We start from the raw sequence: 18,200 nt of genomic DNA, 5'->3' as shown, positions 1-18,200 counted from the left end.
TATGTCGACGCGAAATCTATTCAACGTGAGAAATCGAACCGAACAGTTATCGGAGGACTGGTTCTCCTATCTGCTGATACTTCCGGTTCTCCTCTTCCTCGTCGTGCTCATGTGGATGCCGTTCATGCAGGGAATCTACATGAGTTTCAACAACTGGCCGTTCGGCGGTGAACCAACGTGGACCGGCATCGAGAACTACACGTTCCTGTTCGGATGGAACCCGTTTTACACGTCGCTGAAGGTGACCTTGATGTTCACGCTCACCACCGTGTTGCAATTGGTCGTCGCCGTGATGGCCGCGCTCGCGGTTCGTGAACTTCGGCGTGGGAAAGGGTTCGTAACCGGGACGTTCCTCATCTCGTACACCGTCCCCCCACTGATAACGGGCACCATCTGGGCGTACATGCTCGAACCGGACCTCGGGCCTGTCTTCGGCTTTCTCACGAAATGGCACGTCTTAGATAAGACCGTCTACTGGGGTAGCCACGGGGATATGGCGCTCGGCGTCGTCATGTTCGTGACGACCTGGACGTTCTGGCCGTTCATGTTCCTCATCATCTCCGCAAACCTCGAAAGCATCCCCGAGGAGATGTACGAAACGGCACAGATGTACGGCGCGAACCGATATCAGACGTTCCTTCGCGTGACGCTTCCCCAACTGAAAAGCGCGATTTTGGTCGCGGTGAGCATCAGGCTCATCTGGAACATGACGAAGATTTCGCAGGTGCTCCAACTCACCAACGGAGGACCGGGCTACGATACCTCGATCCTCGCGGTGCTACTGTATCGGTTCGCCTACGGTCAGGGACAGATGGGCGTCGCCTACGCGGTCGGAATCGTCCTGCTCCTCCTGACCATCGGCTTCGTGTTCGTGTTCATCCGCGAGTTCGAGCGAGCGAGCGAGGGGGGAGCATGAGCACCGAAGGCTACGACACCGTCGGTGTCACTGTCAAAGCGACCACGTACGGCGTGGTCGGATTTCTGGTGTTGTCGAACCTGATCCCCCTCTTGTTCATCGTTTCGGTGTCGTTCATGCCGCCGAACGAGTTCTTCGGTGCGCCACACATCATCCCGCACGCACCGACGTTGAAGGCGTGGACGAACGGCTTTACCGAACTCAAGACGAACCTTCTGAACAGTTTCCTCATCGGTGCCGGGACCGCGATACTGGCGTTGATCATCACCATACCGGGGGCATACGCGTTCGCTCGAAAGGAGTTCTACGGGAAGAAAGCGGGGTTTTACGCCATCATCTCGGCGATGATGTTCCCGTACATCCTCCTCGTCATCCCGATCATGGACCTCTGGAACGACCTGGGACTGTACAACACCATTCCCGGGATGATCCTGGCGTATCAGGTGTTCGTCACCCCGTTTGCGATTTGGATCCTTCGGGACTTCTTCGAGAAACTCCCGGACGACATCGAGGAAGCGGCCCAAGTGTACGGCTGTACGCAGTTCACGGCGTTCCTGCGGGTCATCCTTCCGCTGGCCGCGCCCGGAATCGTCGCCGTCGGCTTCCTCGCCTTCCTCACCGGTTGGAACGACTTCCTCTTCGCGAACCTGCTGACGACCGGTACCGGACCGGTTCCGGCCGTCCCGGTGCTGTATGGGACCATCGGCGGTGGCTCGGGTGAACGGGTGTATTGGGGGAAACTGATGGCCGAGACGCTCATCATCGGAATCCCACCGACGATAATCTACCTCGTCGCACGGAACTACCTCGAGAACGCATTCACCGTATGACACAACCAGCGAGAACACATCCAACAATGACGCAAGCAACAGACGAGACCGGTTCGAACGAATCGACAGTGGAATCGAACGTCAACCAACCCTCCGGAGCGAGTGGGACGGCACACATCAAAATCGATGGAGTTCGGAAAACGTTCAACGACGGACAAATCGTCGCGTGCGACGACGTGAACATCGACATCGACGAGGGGGAGTTCGTCGTCTTCGTCGGGCCATCGGGATGTGGAAAAACAACCACGCTTCGTTGCATTGCCGGGCTCGAAGAACCGGATGACGGTCACATCCTCGTGGACGATGAGGACATTACGGGACTGAAATCGAAGGATCGAAACCTCGCGTTCGTCTTCCAGAGCATCGCCCTGTTTCCACACATGAGCGTGCGGAAAAACATGCGGTTCGGTCTCGACATGAACACGGACCTCTCCAAGGACGAAAAGAACGGACGTGTGGAGGAGGTGGCGGAAACGCTCGACATCGCTTCGATGTTGGATCGAAAGCCCTCGGCGTTGTCCGGTGGACAACAACAGCGCGTCTCGCTAGGTCGTGCGATGGTGATGGAACCCGCCGCGTTTCTGCTCGATGAGCCGTTCTCCGCGCTCGACGCCAACCTTCGGGACCACATGCGCGTCGAAGTCAAGAAGATCCAGCGTGAACTGAACACGTCCATGATCTTCGTCACACACGACCAGGAAGAGGCGATGACGCTCGGCGACAAAATCGTCGTGATGAACGACGGTCACGTGCAACAGATCGGAAGTCCGTACGACATTTACAACGACCCCACGAACCGCTTCGTCGCCGACTTTATCGGGTCGCCGTCGCCGAACTTGATCGAGGGGACGGTCGAACGCGATTCGACTGGTCTGTCTTTCGTTACCGACCTCGGCACGATTCCCGCGACGGATGAGCAAACCGCGGTGATGAAAGACCGCGTGGGAGAAACCGTCGTTTACGGTATTCGACCCGAGTACCTGCGTCTCGATAGTGGCCGAGACACGTTCGTTGCAGACGTCGACGTGATCGAACCGCTCGGCGACAGGGATGCGATCCACCTATCCGCAAACGGAATTTCCCTCTCGGCGCTCACGTCACAAGGAGAAATCTCACAGTACACAGACCGCGTTCAGGTGGATTTCGAGACCGAAGAGGCGTGGGTATTCGAAAAATCAGGGGCTCGAATCGTCTGATTTCACCAGTTAGATTGTTTCCCCGGCTGTCCGGCGATAATATGTAATATGATGGGATTCGAATGTACACGACGAAAACGGCAACCATGACACGACAAGATACCACATTCCGTGCGGCAGTAGAGGGTGCAACCGTCGCTCACAGACAGTTCCGAACCGAGTTGGACGTCGAAACCAAGGATTCGAAGATGGACTTCGTCACGCAAGCGGACACCGACACGCAACACCGTGTCATCGAAATCATCAAAGACCGATATCCGGAAGCGACCATCGTCGGCGAGGAAGAGGACGAACGCAAGTCCCTTCCCGATGACGGAAACGCTTGGGTCATCGATCCCATCGACGGGACGACGAACTTCGTCAGAGGGGTTCACCTCTGGACGACGACGGTAGCCGCCGTCCGTGATCACGAAACCGTCGCCGCGACGACCGTCGCTCCGGCCGTGGACGATGTCTACACCGCGGATTCGAACGGCACGATGCTGAACGGCGAGCGAACCGCGGTGAGTACGGAAACCGACCCCGAGCAGTTCATCGTCGCGCCCATTCTCCGGTACGGCTCCGAACGGGACGAGGAATTTGGAAACCTTCTTCGGGGATTGATACGCCAATTTGGCGATTTGCGGCGTTTCGGCTGCGCACAGGTGACGCTAGGAATGGTCGCTAGCGGTACCATCGACGCTGCCGTCTCGACGCAACCGGAGCCAAATCCGTGGGACACGATCGCAGGGGTCTATCTGGTCGAACAGGCAGGTGGAACGGTAACCGATATCGATGGCACCCGCTGGACGCCGGACGCCGAGGGTATCGTCGCAACGAACGGCAAACGACACGGCGAAGTAGTCGAATACGTCGCACAGATGATTCGGTAAGCCAAATCCGAGCCTTCCCGAGACGCCGTTTCCATACGGATCATGAACTAGTTTGAGAATGCATCTATCGATGACTGATCAACTGAACTCCTCACGCATTAGTTTATGACCAAAGATAAAAGAATAGATTCTCTGCTTGTATAAAAAATATTCTGGTGAAACATGTGGAAATAAGAAAAGACCACAAATTCACCTCGTGAGAGGTAATTCGTTTATACGTCCATAATTTGTTAGATCTCAGAAATGGAAATAGGAAGTTCATGTATGTATAGTTGATTAACCACGATACACAGACTCGCAGGAAAGGTGGCCGTGTTCGGTATCAATCCTGAATTTGATCGACCACGATATTTAGCTCCGTGACCCACCAGTGTTGTGTGGGTTATCTCTTCCAAATTCGGCGTTCGAAACCACGATGACGTGATTGCTACTCGGCGGGGCCCCGAGAAACGTAAACGGCTCGCTAGCGACCATTCGATCGGACACTTCTCCCGAGAAGGTGTTGGACTGATTCGATCCCAATTCGAGAACTCGCGCATCCGCTTCGGAAGAGACGTCGATGTCGTCCAATTCGATCCAAAAGACGTTGGGCGTGAGCGCCGACTCGAAGTAGTAGATCAGGTCCTTGTGATCCACGACCGTTCGCCAGCGCGTCGACGAGATGTGGGGTTCATCCGGCGTGCTGATACCGTACGGCACGGATACGTTTCGAATGACGCTAAATACGCTTGCAGTCGCAGTACGCCGATCCTCAACGTGAGGAATCGCGTCCGCGTAGAAACGGGCTCTTACGAACCGATCCGCAGGACGGTTCGTTCCGGGAAGCATGACCGTTCCACCGATCTCTTTCCAGTACTCAGCCAATGCGAGCTGTTTGTCGAAGGTCGGCGAGTTGGTCATGACTTGGTAATCGTGGCTATGATGGACGACCAACTCCCCGTCGACGAATTCCATAATCGCACTGTCACCGGTGGCGTCCGATAGCGAGAGGTGGAGTGCAGCCAACCGATCTTCGCCCGGAACTTGGGCGGTTACGACTGCGAAATCCTCCTGTCGAACGTTCTCTACGGCCTCGGCGACGGTTTCGAAATTATCCAGCATATACTGCGCCCACAGAGAAATCGACATTGCGGATGACTCGCCGTCCCAGTCCGGATATTCCGATTCGGGCAACCAAAGCAAGTTGGCTACTAAACCTGCTTCGTTCACGCCGTCCGTCGTGACCTCGTCGAAGGCAGTAGCGACCACGCTTCCATACCGAGCCGTCCAGGTCAACGAGGCCGGTCCGACCTTGCCATCGCGCTCTATGCCACGGGGGAGCGTCCAAATGTTCGTTCCGATATCCACTTTCCAGTCCATCGACCGGGCGGTGAGAGTGCGGTCATCAGGTCCGAGATATGAGAGGCGAGTACACATCTATGGCCGACCTCCTGTGGACCGGTTCGAGATCACAGTGTAATCCATGAGTCAGTAGATCGACATCAGATTTGATAAACATTTGTTTCGGAGTCACGGCACACCGCCATCGGTTTTACACGGACGCCACCAAACTAGTTGTCATAATTTTGAGAAGGTAATGTGCAGTCCGTTGGAATCATGTGACTCAAATGAACCGGAGTGAAAATTACGGTTTGACGAAGATTTTCACTTGATCGCTCCCTTCGTCGAGGAGCGATTCGAACCCCTCGTCGACGATATCATCGAGATCGATGCGGTCGGTAACGAGCGGATCCGGATCGAGCGTCCCGTCCGCGAGCATATCGATAACCATCCCGTATTCCTCGTTCGAGCGAGGTCCTCCCAGATATGCGAGCGTTCCGGTGAGTGTCCGTTCGCCGAGGACGAGTGTATTCGGGGGCATATTCACCGTCTCTTCCCAGATACTCACCACGGTAACGGTCCCACCCGGTCGTGTGCTTTCGAGCGCGGCGTTGAACGTCGGTTCGATGCCAGCGACTTCGAACGCCGCGTCGACTCCACCGTCGGACGATGAGCGTATTTCGTCGACGGCATCGACCTCGGTTGGGTCGATGAGATGGTCGGCCCCGGAGTCCGCCGCTCGGTCACGGCGGGCCGCCCGGGGTTCCGAAACGAAGATCCGTCTGGCACCGGCCGCCCGTGCACATTGAATCACCGACAGGCCGATGGGGCCGCTGCCGAAGACCGCGACGGTGTCGCCTGCACTGATACCCGATCGACGAACGGCATGGAGACCAACGCTCAACGGTTCGACTAGCGCGCCGTGTTCGAGCGGAACGTCCTCCCCGAGTGGAACTGCCTTCTCTGCACTCACAACCACGTTTTCGGCGAACCCACCGCCGCCACCGGACAGACCGACGAAACCACCGGAATCACAGATATGATAATTTCCCTCCCGACATTGGCGACACTCGCCACAATAGAGGATGGGATTGATCGCCACTGCGTCACCCTCGGTAAGGTTTTCCACGTCCTCCCCTACCTCACTGATAACACCGCTGAACTCGTGTCCCATCGTGATCGGTGCCTGTTCACCTGAAATCGCATGTGGATCTCCTTCGGGGATGAATATGGGTCCTGCTGCGTACTCGTGTAAATCGGAGCCACAGATCCCGCACGTATCGACCTCCACACGTACATCCGTCGCTCCAACACTCGATTCCTCCGTCTCTTCGACGCGAATGTCACGTTGTCCGTGCCATCTTGCGGTCTGCATAGCACCACAACTTCACCAAGATTCGTGATAGATGTTGTGGTGATTTCGCTGAGAATCGGCGGAACGGGATCACGGATAAAAATAGTTAACTGAGTTACCTATTGTACCTATTTCTTAGGATTTTACCGGGTCAAGATATACGACGTGATCGACGCTCGGATGAATACGACACCGGTAGCTTGGCTCTGGAGTACGGCCCTTGGAGCAAGTTGACTGTTTGCGTCTGAGCGTCCAAAGCGACGAAAAGAGGGATGGTCCATTCGGCGGTTTATTCGGGATTCGAACTCTCGTTCAGTTCCGTGTTGTTCCGTATCGATTGACTGTTCGGACTCCGTCGTTCGAGCACTATCGTGACGATCCGAATGGTGACGTAGGGGATAACGACGGAAAGCGTGGCGATTCCAGCAATCGCCGCGACCACTACAGCAAGGACCGGGGCCGTGCTCACCAACAGTCCCACTACCAGGTACAGGGGGAGTCCGAGTAGGGTCACGACGACCGCGTCTATCGAATCCTGCTGCCCTGGTGGCGGACGACCGGTACTCTGATGGCTCTGTTCGTGGGGTAATCGTTTTCGGGGTGGTTGTTTCATAGATATCTACTCGTGCAGTCGGTTGAATCGATTCGCGGGCGATACACCGTCTCTCAGCGCAGCGATACCGCTAACGCGTATCAGGAACGCCTCCCACCAGCAGCCCCGTCACCGTTTTTAGACAGGGCGTCCGTCAGGTTCGAAATCGGTTTTCGTGAATCGGTTTTCTATCAAGTCCAGTCTTCATAGCGACGGCTGCTACGTGTACGGACCACAGCGTGACCGATGCGTAAACCGAGAAGCTCCTTACTCCGGGGAAAATCTCATGATTGATGACCTCTCGTATCACTTCCGTCGTTTCAGAATGTTATAAAATCGTATTGAATGTTGGTAGCCAGCCACATACTGCAAAAAGCGATCGGACGACCAGCGACGACGACAGTGGTTGCTCTCATCTGCGTCTCATCGAGCAGTCACCGCCGGAAACTCCGTCTCCTGGTTCATCGTGACGACCGTCTTTTTGATGTAGACGGATAATCACAATTCTACGACGATATAGTCATTGACGGCGTGAATCCGATCGATGGGCAATTCGAAGAAATCGTTCTCATCGACAGCTATATCGATGCTATCCTGATCGGCGGTTTCATCGGGGTCGATAACGAGGTGCAAGAGTTCCCCCACATTCACGTTCGTTGTAATATCAGAGACCTCTCCCAGGGTAGTTCCATGCGTTCCGATGGTTGTCATCCCGATCAAATTAGTAGCGAAGACATCTGCCATACTATCTTGTATTGGTGTATACTATTCAAATATTCCCATACAACCCCGACGAAATGTTCGAACTGCCGAGGGATTCGAAATCCATGTTCGGCCAAATTCGTGATCCAATCGTCTCACTGTTCCCGACGTAGGGAATAACCCAACGAGCGTTGGAAATGGGCATTCCGGGTGGGGAAATCGCTACTGGGAAAACGAACGGGGGCGGAATCGAACCACCGGGGCCACGAGGTGGCCGCCATCGACGCGGTGTCGATGGTGCTTCTACCAACAAGCAACCCGTTCTCCTCGGATATCTCTCCATCGAAGCGTAGATTGGCTATGCCAGGAGAGTGGGCACAGCCAGGCTAGCGTATGTTTGACGTGCGACATGGCGTTGTTTGCTCAGCGATGCTCGAACGCGTAGGAACCTGGCGATAGAGTCCACGTCCTACGGCGCTCGCATTCCAGTCAATGGCCGCATCCGGTATTGTTATGCGGTTCCTTCTGTTGAGATTTCTACCACGAACGGAATGAAACAGTCTTCACGAAACTGTCTGACTGGATCGACAAATCCTCGAATAGCCACGTCGAAACTCGATCGAACACGAAAATATCGCAGTCGAACCCGTTGCTGGACGGGTTCTCACTATCTTCGACGGTAGAGTGTGAATGTTTCCCCATCTCGGAGTCGTTCATATCGTTCTACTAATGAAATTGTGTGGATAATTACAAAGAGATAGCCAAGGGAATTACGCTCCTTGGAACACATTCTCCCGTCGTACTGTGGACCGAGGTCGCTGACGATCGATTCGGAAAGATTCGAACACTCATGACACGAATACGAAACCTCGTTATCGGTGGTGTACTAGTGATACTCGTTCTCGCCGGAAGTGGATACTTGGCGGTGACGAGCGGGGCAGTACCGAAACCAACCGCTGGCGTTCAGGACTTCGGAGATTGGGGTAGCGTCACTCCTCACCAAACCGAGGTCGTTACCACGTTCTGGACAACCAACCCGTACCCCATCGATTTTACAACTGGCAACACACTGCACGCACGCTACTCGATTTCTCTCAACGGAGTCACCGTTGCGAAGGGAACTCGAAACAGGGTCGACCTTCCCCGCGGGAACACGACACAAACACAGTCTACATACATCCAAAATGACCGGCTGAAGGACTGGTGGGTGAATTTCATCGAGGCGAACGAAACGATCCATGCGACTGCTCAGGGGACCCTTCACATCGCTACGCCCGTCAAAAATTGGTCGTATCACGTCTCAAAGACGCATACCCAGTTTGCAAACCAAGCACCCATTCTCGATTCGCTCTCACACGCCGCCGCAAAAACGGAAGGGAAGTACGTCCGTACTCGGCGGGTCGACGTTGGTCCTGTTCATCGGAACGTGACCGTCGGCGCGGAGGTGCAGGACGTCGAGACGACGCTGGGGCGAGTCAATCGGAATCGGACGACGGTCCTAGTGCGATTTCGAATTCACAATCCGAGCAAGACGGTTCCGATCGTCGTCGATCCAACCGGACTCAGAATGAGAGCAGACGTAAACGGCATACCCATGTTTCACTCGGGAAGCGGTGTCCTTTCAGCGAACGCGACGAAACGGAAGCTTCTATTGCCGGGGGAAACCCGGGACGTCGTCATCCCGGTCACGATGAACAATGACAAAGTCGATGACTGGTTCCGATCGCACGTTCGTAACGATGAGCGTTCCACCATTGCAGTCCATACACAACTCGTCGTTAACCCGCTCGGAGTCGGAAAACCGATTCGTGTGCCCGACGGGGACGGTATCACCTATCGATGTACCATGCAAACTGCCATTTTCGAGGATAATCAAACGGCCAAAACGACGTGTGGATGAATCACTCGGTTGCAGGCAGGGCCATTCCTCCTGCTCGAATCTGCCTCGGTGATTGCAGTTCCGTCGACCCCGTTCTGCTATCGAAGAGCAACTTATTTTTTGGAAGTGGAAGCGTAGTGACCGCTAGGATGTCAAACGATCTCGCTCGATTCCTCGCCGGTTCTCCGGAACGCCGAGAGTTGCTCACTCATCTCAGGAAACAGCCCGGATCGCCAGCGGAACTCGCCGACGTACTGTCCCTCTCCCGGCGGAGCATTCAACGCCATCTCGGTCAATTCGTCGAACGTGGCTGGGCGACCAAAAGCGGTGGCACGTATCGACTCACGACGATCGGTGACTGCATCGTCGACGAACACACGACCTACTTGAAGGCGTTGGACCGAATCGAGACGTTTGGGCCGTTTCTCAGGAATCTCCCCGATATCGAACACTCTCCCGATCCACGGTGGTTAGATGGCGCTTCCCTCGTCACAGTCTCCCCCGAAAATCCGCAAGCACCGATCCATGCATACCTCGAACGCGTCCGGGAGTTCGACTCCGACCATATTCGAATGATTTCGCCGGTTCTCAGCCGGTTGTTCCACGACGTCCACGCCGAACTAGCACTGGATGGCGTCCACACCGAACTGGTGATGGCCGAAGACACGATCGATCGAGCACGCAGTCTGAATCCGACCGAATTTAAAATCGTCGTGAGCGTCGGTGTCCTCGACCTCTACCGGTATCCGAATAGCCTCGGGTTCGGCCTCACCCTCGGTGACGACCAGCTTCTAATGGGGGCATACGACAGTGGAGGCCACCTCGAAGCGTGCGTCCATTCGACCGATACGGAGTTCCTCCAGTGGGGCGAGGAATTGTTCGAACGGTACCGCGGACAGGCCGATTTGATCGAGCCCTCGTTTTCACTCCCGTTTTCGCTCGGACCCTGAGGAGTATCACGCGGGTTTTGCAGGAACGATTCGCCATGGACGGTGACTGGCGGAGACGCCACTGATTGGCACGTACGTCGGCAGATATCGTAAATTGTCCCGCAGATAAAGCTATGCGTATGAACGTCCTGGTCGTCGGCGGTACCGGATTTATCGGTACTAACGTCGTTCGCGAATTGGTGGATCGAGGGCACGCGGTGACCGTTCTTGCGCGTGCGGCAGAGAACGATCTCCCCGCGGACACCGTTCGAGTAGCGAATGGAGACGTGACCGAGTACGGTTCGATCGAAGGAGCGTTCGCCGAGCAAGAAGTCGTCGTCAATCTCGTGGCCCTTTCGCCACTGTTCACGCCGGATGGCGGGGAAGGGATGCACGAGCGCGTCCATGCTGATGGCACCGAAAACGTGGTCGAAGCGGCAGAAGCACACGACGTCCGGAAACTCGTACAGATGAGTGCCCTCGGTGCGGATCCCGATGGCCCGACGGCCTATCTCCGAGCGAAAGGTGCGGCGGAACGAACGGTTCGCGACGCCGCTCTCGATTGGGTACTCATTCGTCCATCTGTAATCTTCGGCGACGGTGGCGAGTTCATCGACTTCACGAAGATGCTCACGACCCCATACGTAACCGGCCTCCCGGGCGGTGGAACGACCCGTTTCCAACCACTGTGGGTCGGCGACCTGGCCCCGATGCTCGTGGATGCGGTCGAAAACGACGAGCACGACGAGGAAGTCTACGAACTCGGCGGTCCGGACGTACTCACGCTCGCCGACGTAACACGGTTGGTCTACCAAGCCGACGGTACGTCGATCAGGGTCGTTCCGATACCGATGGTATTCGTCAAACTCGGGTTACACGTCGGTGACAAACTTCCGGGGTTCCCCATGGGAACCGACCAGTATCGGTCACTCCAGTTCGACAACACGGTCCGAGAGAACGACGTTCGAGCATTCGGTCTGGAAACGGACGACCTTCGTTCGCTGGCCGAGTATCTCTCGAACGGGACAGATGGACAGCAGTCGCCTAACACCCGATCGGCGTGGACGGCAAGATCGACCCTGCTTCTATTCGCCTTCCTAGCGCTGACGTGGCACCTCCCCGATGTGGTCGATATCTACAGCTATGGGGAACTCCCTCGGGTGTTATTCGTCCCAGCGTACCTCCTCATGCTCGTTCTGTATGATAATCTCTGGGGGCTTGAGAACGTCGTCTACGCCATCGATCCGATCGTTCCCGGTTCGGGGAGGTATCTTTGGGACGCCGGTCTCATCGTAACGTACTACCTGTTCGCTGTGGCCGTGACGTGGCTCGGACGGCGTTTCAAACCAAGCCGGCACACGATCACACCATCCTGAATACAGACGTGCCACCCCGATGGTCCTTCCGTCCCCGTGTACCACTTCTATCGCAACACCGTCCGTAAGCACGGTTGCCATCGACAAAGACATCGACGACGGAGCGTTCGATAGTTTCGCTCGGAGAACGACGAAGACGATGGCGAACCGGCAAACCGTGACTGGAACGGACCCGGTAACTATGAGAGGATTATATCGGTTCCCGCCAGTCGAAGACGAGCCAATGATAGGCAGTCTCGAACTGCCGCTGTGTAAGTAGTACAGCCGTGACTGTTACGATCAATAGCGTCGTAAAGATCGCCGTCAGTGGGACCAGTACGACCCTTTCAGCGACACTCCCTTCCGGAATGGTTGTCGAGACGTCCATATACATTGATATAAATCGCGCTGGTAAGTGTTTTGTGTTTTTGTTATCCACCGCTTGTATCACGCTTCGGCAAGAATTGCACGGTTCGTGGAACGGAAAGACATGTTGGATTGGTAACCATCCACAAAGCTTATTACTGATTGACAAGAGGGATTGATATGAGAATCGTACCTCGCATCCACCACCTCTTCGTATCTGATGATCGATCAGATACCGTCGTTGAGTGTCGGAGGTGTGGAAAAACGCTCTGTGGGACTGCCGAAACGTGTCCAAATTGTGGTTCCGATTCTATTTGCCGTCTCGAAATCTCGTAACCACCGGTCGTTTGTCGATTCTCTGGGAAATTCGTCGACGCTGATCACCGGACGACTTCTCAATCAACATCGTATAAATTGTGACAGCCAGTAATGTATTTTCTGAGGAATTGTTCACAACAGTTTGAGATTGCAGTTTACCACTATAGATTGCGCTTCAAATTGGAATAGATTCATTTTGCTTCACAAGACGGGTCGATCACCTCGGAGGATAATCAGACAGGGTTCAAGATGATACGGCAGATCTCTCTGATAGAGATCGTTTCATTTTGAACGTCATCGGTACTTGGCTCGGAGCTATCGATGGGATTATCCTCGTCGTTCGTCGATGCGTCCTTCGATTTAGACGTCGAACTCTGAGTCTCCGCCGCCGAGGACTGACTTCCTGCCTTCGAGGATTCGGATGACTGATCGGAATCCTCCTTCGTCCCTCCTGCCGTGGTATCCTTGGAGCTATCTTCGTCATTACTAGACGACTGAGTGTCTTCGGAATCCGTAGAGTCGGATGCAGCATCCGAATTCGACCCATCCTCCGAGTTCGATGTATCGTTCGAATCCGTGGATTCCGACGAACTTTCGGACGTGGTCGTTTCTTCGGGCGAGAAGTCACTCGCACTCGAAAGCTGACCTCCGATCCAGTTCAGTAAGGTATCGGTATCGTGATGGGGAGCGATCGTTTCCCCATCGAGAACCATCGTTGGAGTGAACGTGACTCCGTAATCACCGGCATCGTAGCGGTTTTCTTCCACAGTATCATCGAATCGGCCGGAGGAGGCGCGGTCGATGATCGTTCCTCGATCGGAGACGTCTGCCGTCTGCATGCGGCCTTTCATCTCGCTGAACGAGACGTTTCCGGAGATGAGACCCGAAAACATGTAGTCGAAAAATTGCCAGTAATCGTCCGGCGAGACGTCCCAGACGCTCAATGCGGATTCAGAGATCAGCGGATCGCTATCGGAGATGTAGTAGGTCGAGGTACCGTGCGAGGATGTCCCCGGCGGTTGGTATGCGAGCGCCCGAAACCGTAGGTTCATTTCACCGGATGTGACGTATTCGTTCAGTACCGCTTCGAGATTGCCCTCTCGGACGAATTTTTGGGTGAACGGGCATTTGAAGTTGCCATATACGGTCGCGGTGGGATTGTTCGGATCCGTTCCCATCGTCGCGTACGTAAGTTCGTCGGTGTCGTTCGGCACCGGCGCTTCGGGAATTGCCGTTTCCGCGCTCGCGGGTATGGCGCCACCGACTCCGATCGCTGCGAGAACGCCCGTCGTCTTCATAAATGTCCGTCGAGATGGATTATTCTTTGACATCGACTGGGTGGAATCACCGGTTGGTTATAGACCCGCTCGGTCGTCCAGATGAATTTCGCTGTTTTGAACTCTTGCGTGACTGTTCGAACTCATTTTCGAACAGTTCATTCGTTATTAACGATATTAAATGCAGTCTAAACCGACACTATTGTGCGGATTTATTATCAATATGGGAAGTGGTCTGAAACGGGGTACAGTTAGTACGGCAGTAGAGAACTCACACGGTCGAATACGTGCTTTCGGTCGGTCTATCCGTCTGGATACGCCGCCCGTAGTCGTCCTCCGTTCCGTTTTCGTCGTGGAAGTAGTATTTCCCGCGTCTGCATTCAGCGCCGAAGTCGATTATTAATAAATCGCAAGTTTGGGGGTAAACACATATGCCCCGATACAACGATGAGAAAGCGTCCCAATGATTTCCCTTTCAGATTACGAAACCATACGCCTGGTCTGGACCGACATCAATGGCGTTGCACGCGGAATCTCCCTCTCCGGTGACGAAGCCGCACACGCGATCGAAGAGGGAGTCGGGTTCGCCAACGGGGTCGCCGAACTGACCCTCGAACCTGGACTCCTCGACGACCCGAAATACGGTGCCGAAGCGGGCGACATGATGGCGGTCCCCGACGCCGACTCCGTGATGCCGATAGAGTGGGCCGACGACACGGCAGCGGTCTTCACGGACCTGACCAACGTCGATAGCTCACGCTTCGACCTCTGCAGCAGGAGTGCGCTCAGGAGCGTCCTCGAAGACCTCGAGTCGGAGGGATACACGGCACTTGTCGGTGTCGAAACCGAGTTCTCGCTCCTGCGTCCGGACGACGATGGTGGATGGGTCCCCTACAACGACCGCTGTTCCTACGACCTCGATGCCCTCGACATGGGATCGGACCTCATCCGCGATTGGACGAACGCGATGGAAGCAGCAGGGGGCCACGTTCTCGGTGTCCATCAGGAATCCCAACCGGGGCAGTACGAGATCAACATCGAGTACGACGAGGCCCTGCGGACGGCGGATACCGTCATGTTTCTCCGCCATATGCTCAAATCCGTCTCGCGGCAGCACGGATGTAAAACGACGCTCATGCCCCGACCGCACTCACACGAGGACGCCAATGGGATGCATCTCCACCTCAGTCTGTGGGACCGTACGGGGTCGGAGAACGAGTTCAAAAGCGACACCGACGATATCCGCTTTCCCGCGGGAAAGCATCCCGCCGGGGAGTCCGGGCTTTCCGAGACGGGACGGCATTTCGTCGGTGGCCTCCTCGAACACATGAAAGCGCTGACAGCGATCTGTGCTCCGACTGTCAACTCGTACAAACGGCTCCTCCCGGGTATCTGGGCCCCGGTCAATATCGCATGGGGACCGGACAACCGTTCGACGGTGGTTCGCCTACCCCCCGAGCTCGATTCGGCGACGCGTATCGAACACAGGGTACCCGACTCGTCGTGTAACCCGTATCTCGGCCTCGCAGCCTCGCTCGCGGCTGGGCTGGACGGTATCCGAAACGAGATCGATCCGGGAGAGCCAACGATCGAGAATGCCTACGACGAAGGCTACGAGAGTCTCCCCCGTACCCTCTGGGCGGCACTCGAACACCTCGAGAACGACGAAGTGATCGAGGATGCCCTCGGTTCGGCGCTCGTCGAGGAGTTCATACAGTTAAAGCGGGACGAGTTCGACCGATCGATGGACCACGTGACCGAATGGGAACGCGAGGAGTATCGGGACGAGTTCTAGTCCTTTGCGGGTTGGTCCAGCATCGGACCGATCGCTTTCAGAATCTTCGCCTCCGAGAGGCGAAGATGTTCTCCGACGGTCGAGACGCCCGTCGGGTCGTGTTCGGCTAAATCTTTGAGTTTACACGAACGGGGGGAGTCGTAGTATCCTTCTTCTATGGCGAGCGAGAGCACTTCGAGTTGCCGAGCGGAGAGGTTCTGTATCGCTTTCTTGACTTCGAGGAGTCCCATGAACATTCCCTCGAACTCGGGGGAGTGCAGCGAGTCGATCTGTACGGTGCCTAGTTGCTGTAACTCCTCGTGAGCGCGACTCACCTGTTCGTGCGTCGGGGCGAGGACGTCCCAATGTTCCCACCCATCGGCGACGGTCGCCGGTATCGTCGGGAAACAACTGTTTCCGAGTAGTACGTTCAGTACCGGTTCGGTCTCGGTGTCGTAATCGCCTTCTAGACAGACGACGCCCCGGTTGGTGGCGCTGGTGAAACTGACGAGTCGACTCGTGTTCATCACCGGATGGTCCTCTAGCCAATCGACGAGGTCGTCGATCTCTCCGTCTTCGACCTGCGTCACCTCGATCATCGTGACGCTCGTTCCGTGAACGAGATAGGAGTAGATGATGGATGCACGCGCGTTCGGGAACGCATCGTTGAAACTGTTGGTCCAGCATCCCTCGTGCTTTATTCTAAACGAGTATTCGATCATGGCGGAAATAGAACCAGCGTATCCCTATATGGTTGTGGATAACTGAAAATTTTGAAATATTTCATCGGCGTTGATAGCCCGGACGACGAATTCTGCGCCAACGTCTCCGCACGGACTCGGCGCGCGCTGATAAGTGCTCCCAAAATGCCGGAGATACAGTTTAGGAGATCATAGATAATTCAGAGTTGGAACAATGTCAGATAAAGAAGGGGGTAGCGTTACGTACAACGATGTGGATGATAGTTATTTCGAAGATCGTGGCTTACGGCGGCATGCGAAGATTTGGTCGCTGTGGGCACTCGGCGTCGGTGCCGTCATCTCGGGCGATTTCTTCGGCTGGAATTTCGGTCTCGCTGCCGGTGGGTTCATGGGCCTCGTCATCGCCACGGTCATCATCGCCGTCATGTATCTGGGCCTCTGTTTTTCCATCGCGGAAATGGCACCAGCGCTGCCTCACACCGGTGGAGCCTATTCGTTCGGACGGACGGCCATGGGTCCCTGGGGTGGCTTTATCACCGGCTTGGGTGAGAACATGGAGTACATCATCACCACCGCTGTCATCGTCGTCGGTATCGGCGGTTACATGAACTCGGTTACGCAGGCCTTGCTCAGTTTTTCGATGCCCGCGCCGGTTTGGTGGGCGATATTCTATGGTATTTTCGTCGGACTCAACATAGTGGGCGTCAAGGAAAGCTTCCGGTTCACCGTCTTCATCACCTTTCTCGCGTTGGGCATATTGGCGGTCTTTTTCATCGGTGCGATTCCGCACTTTTCGTTCGACTGGGCCCTAAATGTGCCTGCTGATTCGGGTCAGAGCAAGCTATTACCGAAAGGCATCAAGGGTATCTTCCTGGCGTTGCCGTTCGCAATCTGGTTTTTCCTCGCGATCGAAGAACTGCCGCTTGCGGCGGAAGAGGCACACGATCCGGAACGTGACCTGCCCAAAGCGACGATACTGGGCATCGTGACGCTGATCATCACGGCGTTCCTGACGTTGTTCCTCAACAGCGGCATCGCACCCGGTGCGGCAAAGGTCGGCCAAGCGGATAATCCGTTGTTCTTGGGCTTCAAAACCATATTCCCCGGCAGCGTCGGTGCGGCGTTGCTCTCGTTGATCGCCGTGGCAGGATTGGTGGCGAGCTTTCACGCGATCATCTTCGCGTTCGGGCGTAACATCTACTCGCTGTCCCGGGCGGGATACTTCCCACAGTGGCTCTCCGTCACCCACGACGAGCGAGATACGCCACACGTCGCTTTGATCGCCGGTTCGTTGATCGGCTACGTCGCGGCGCTGTTGATCTGGCTCACGCCGAGCGACAGTCCTGTGGGAGCGGTCCTGTTGAACATGGCGGTGTTCGGCGCCATGATCTCGTATATCATGCAGTCGTTGGCGTTCATCCTGCTCCGGCGAGAGTATCCGAACCTCAGGCGACCGTATCGGAGTCCGGTCGGCGTGTTCGGTGCGGTGGTCGCAATCGTTATCGCGGCCGTTACCTTCGTGTTCCTCTTCCTGAACCCGTCGTATCGGTTCGGCGTTATCGGAGCGGCGCTGTGGTATGCGGGTGGGATCATCTATTTCGCTGTCAGGGGTCGCCACCGGCTAGTGCGGGCACCGGAGGAGGATTTCGCTCTGAACCAGCAGAACGCGGCGACGAACGACGCCGCCCCCGATATGGCCGAGCGGCGCGATTCGACGGGCGACACCGTTCGAGAACCCTCCGAGTGATCCGACTCCCCGTCTGCTGGCGGCTCTCCCGACGTATTTTATAAACAGTCCCACATCAGCCGGGAAATATTT

Annotated in this window: 14 protein-coding genes and 1 pseudogene; 9 read left to right on the top strand and 6 right to left on the bottom strand. The window is 55.7% G+C overall.

The features are described from left to right. The first annotated feature begins 1 nt into the window (after position 1). From NKF26_RS13775 to NKF26_RS13760, 4 genes are all read left to right on the top strand, one after another. Positions 2-916: a carbohydrate ABC transporter permease gene (locus tag NKF26_RS13775; RefSeq protein WP_369682147.1), complete on the top strand. Its 915-nt coding sequence runs from the start codon at positions 2-4 to the stop codon at positions 914-916. Beyond that, entirely contained in the window at positions 913-1,746 is an 834-nt protein-coding gene (locus tag NKF26_RS13770; protein ID WP_253225659.1) for a carbohydrate ABC transporter permease, read from the top strand. Before NKF26_RS13775 ends, NKF26_RS13770 begins: the two co-directional genes overlap by 4 nt. Positions 1,747-1,772: 26 nt before the next feature. Further along, the gene (locus tag NKF26_RS13765; protein WP_253225658.1) at positions 1,773-2,942 is read left to right on the top strand and encodes an ABC transporter ATP-binding protein; all 1,170 of its coding nucleotides are present in this window, start codon (positions 1,773-1,775) and stop codon (positions 2,940-2,942) included. An 86-nt stretch (positions 2,943-3,028) separates the two neighbouring features. Continuing rightward, positions 3,029-3,814, top strand: coding sequence for an inositol monophosphatase (locus tag NKF26_RS13760; protein WP_253234455.1), 786 nt, complete (start codon positions 3,029-3,031; stop codon positions 3,812-3,814). Positions 3,815-4,165: 351 nt separating this feature from the next. Here NKF26_RS13760 and NKF26_RS13755 read toward each other — a convergent pair whose 3' ends face one another. The 4 genes from NKF26_RS13755 to NKF26_RS13740 all read right to left on the bottom strand — a co-directional run bounded on the left by NKF26_RS13755 (position 4,166) and on the right by NKF26_RS13740 (position 7,824). Continuing rightward, positions 4,166-5,230, bottom strand: coding sequence for a linear amide C-N hydrolase (locus tag NKF26_RS13755; protein ID WP_253234454.1), 1,065 nt, complete (start codon positions 5,228-5,230; stop codon positions 4,166-4,168). A gap of 208 nt (positions 5,231-5,438) precedes the next feature. Beyond that, on the bottom strand, positions 5,439-6,509 hold the full coding sequence (locus NKF26_RS13750; protein WP_253225655.1) for a 2,3-butanediol dehydrogenase: 1,071 nt from the start codon (positions 6,507-6,509) through the stop codon (positions 5,439-5,441). Positions 6,510-6,777: 268 nt separating this feature from the next. Then, positions 6,778-7,101 carry a hypothetical protein gene (locus NKF26_RS13745; protein WP_253225654.1) on the bottom strand — a complete coding sequence of 108 codons (324 nt, stop codon included), beginning with the start codon at positions 7,099-7,101 and terminating at the stop codon, positions 6,778-6,780. A 477-nt stretch (positions 7,102-7,578) separates the two neighbouring features. Then, positions 7,579-7,824 carry a PRC-barrel domain-containing protein gene (locus NKF26_RS13740; protein WP_253225653.1) on the bottom strand — a complete coding sequence of 82 codons (246 nt, stop codon included), beginning with the start codon at positions 7,822-7,824 and terminating at the stop codon, positions 7,579-7,581. An 808-nt stretch (positions 7,825-8,632) separates the two neighbouring features. Between NKF26_RS13740 and NKF26_RS24395 the strand changes: the two genes are divergently transcribed. From NKF26_RS24395 to NKF26_RS13730, 3 genes and pseudogenes are all read left to right on the top strand, one after another. Next, the gene (locus NKF26_RS24395) at positions 8,633-9,682 is read left to right on the top strand and encodes an LEA type 2 family protein (RefSeq protein WP_369682146.1); all 1,050 of its coding nucleotides are present in this window, start codon (positions 8,633-8,635) and stop codon (positions 9,680-9,682) included. 128 nt (positions 9,683-9,810) lie between these two features. Continuing rightward, on the top strand, positions 9,811-10,611 hold the full coding sequence (locus NKF26_RS13735; protein WP_253225652.1) for a winged helix-turn-helix domain-containing protein: 801 nt from the start codon (positions 9,811-9,813) through the stop codon (positions 10,609-10,611). A 119-nt stretch (positions 10,612-10,730) separates the two neighbouring features. After that, positions 10,731-11,609, top strand: a pseudogene (locus NKF26_RS13730) (complex I NDUFA9 subunit family protein); the annotation flags it as partial. 1,253 nt (positions 11,610-12,862) lie between these two features. Here NKF26_RS13730 and NKF26_RS13725 read toward each other — a convergent pair. Beyond that, on the bottom strand, positions 12,863-13,927 hold the full coding sequence (locus NKF26_RS13725; protein WP_253225651.1) for a thioredoxin domain-containing protein: 1,065 nt from the start codon (positions 13,925-13,927) through the stop codon (positions 12,863-12,865). Positions 13,928-14,369: 442 nt separating this feature from the next. Here NKF26_RS13725 and NKF26_RS13720 point away from each other — a divergent pair, with 442 nt between their 5' ends. Next, positions 14,370-15,701, top strand: coding sequence for a glutamine synthetase family protein (locus NKF26_RS13720; RefSeq protein ID WP_253225650.1), 1,332 nt, complete (start codon positions 14,370-14,372; stop codon positions 15,699-15,701). Here NKF26_RS13720 and NKF26_RS13715 read toward each other — a convergent pair. Further along, positions 15,698-16,402 carry a helix-turn-helix domain-containing protein gene (locus NKF26_RS13715; protein ID WP_253225649.1) on the bottom strand — a complete coding sequence of 235 codons (705 nt, stop codon included), beginning with the start codon at positions 16,400-16,402 and terminating at the stop codon, positions 15,698-15,700. The genes NKF26_RS13720 and NKF26_RS13715 overlap by 4 nt on opposite strands. A 193-nt stretch (positions 16,403-16,595) precedes the next feature. Here NKF26_RS13715 and eat point away from each other — a divergent pair, with 193 nt between their 5' ends. Then, positions 16,596-18,128 (top strand): ethanolamine permease, encoded by a 1,533-nt coding sequence (eat, locus tag NKF26_RS13710; RefSeq protein ID WP_253225648.1) that lies wholly within the window; start codon positions 16,596-16,598, stop codon positions 18,126-18,128. Positions 18,129-18,200: the final 72 nt, after the last annotated feature.

This window comes from Haladaptatus sp. AB618, assembly GCF_024136965.1.
Lineage (GTDB): Archaea > Halobacteriota > Halobacteria > Halobacteriales > Haladaptataceae > Haladaptatus.
Note: the sequence above shows the minus strand (reverse complement) of the source record. Positions and strands in the feature narration are given on the sequence as shown.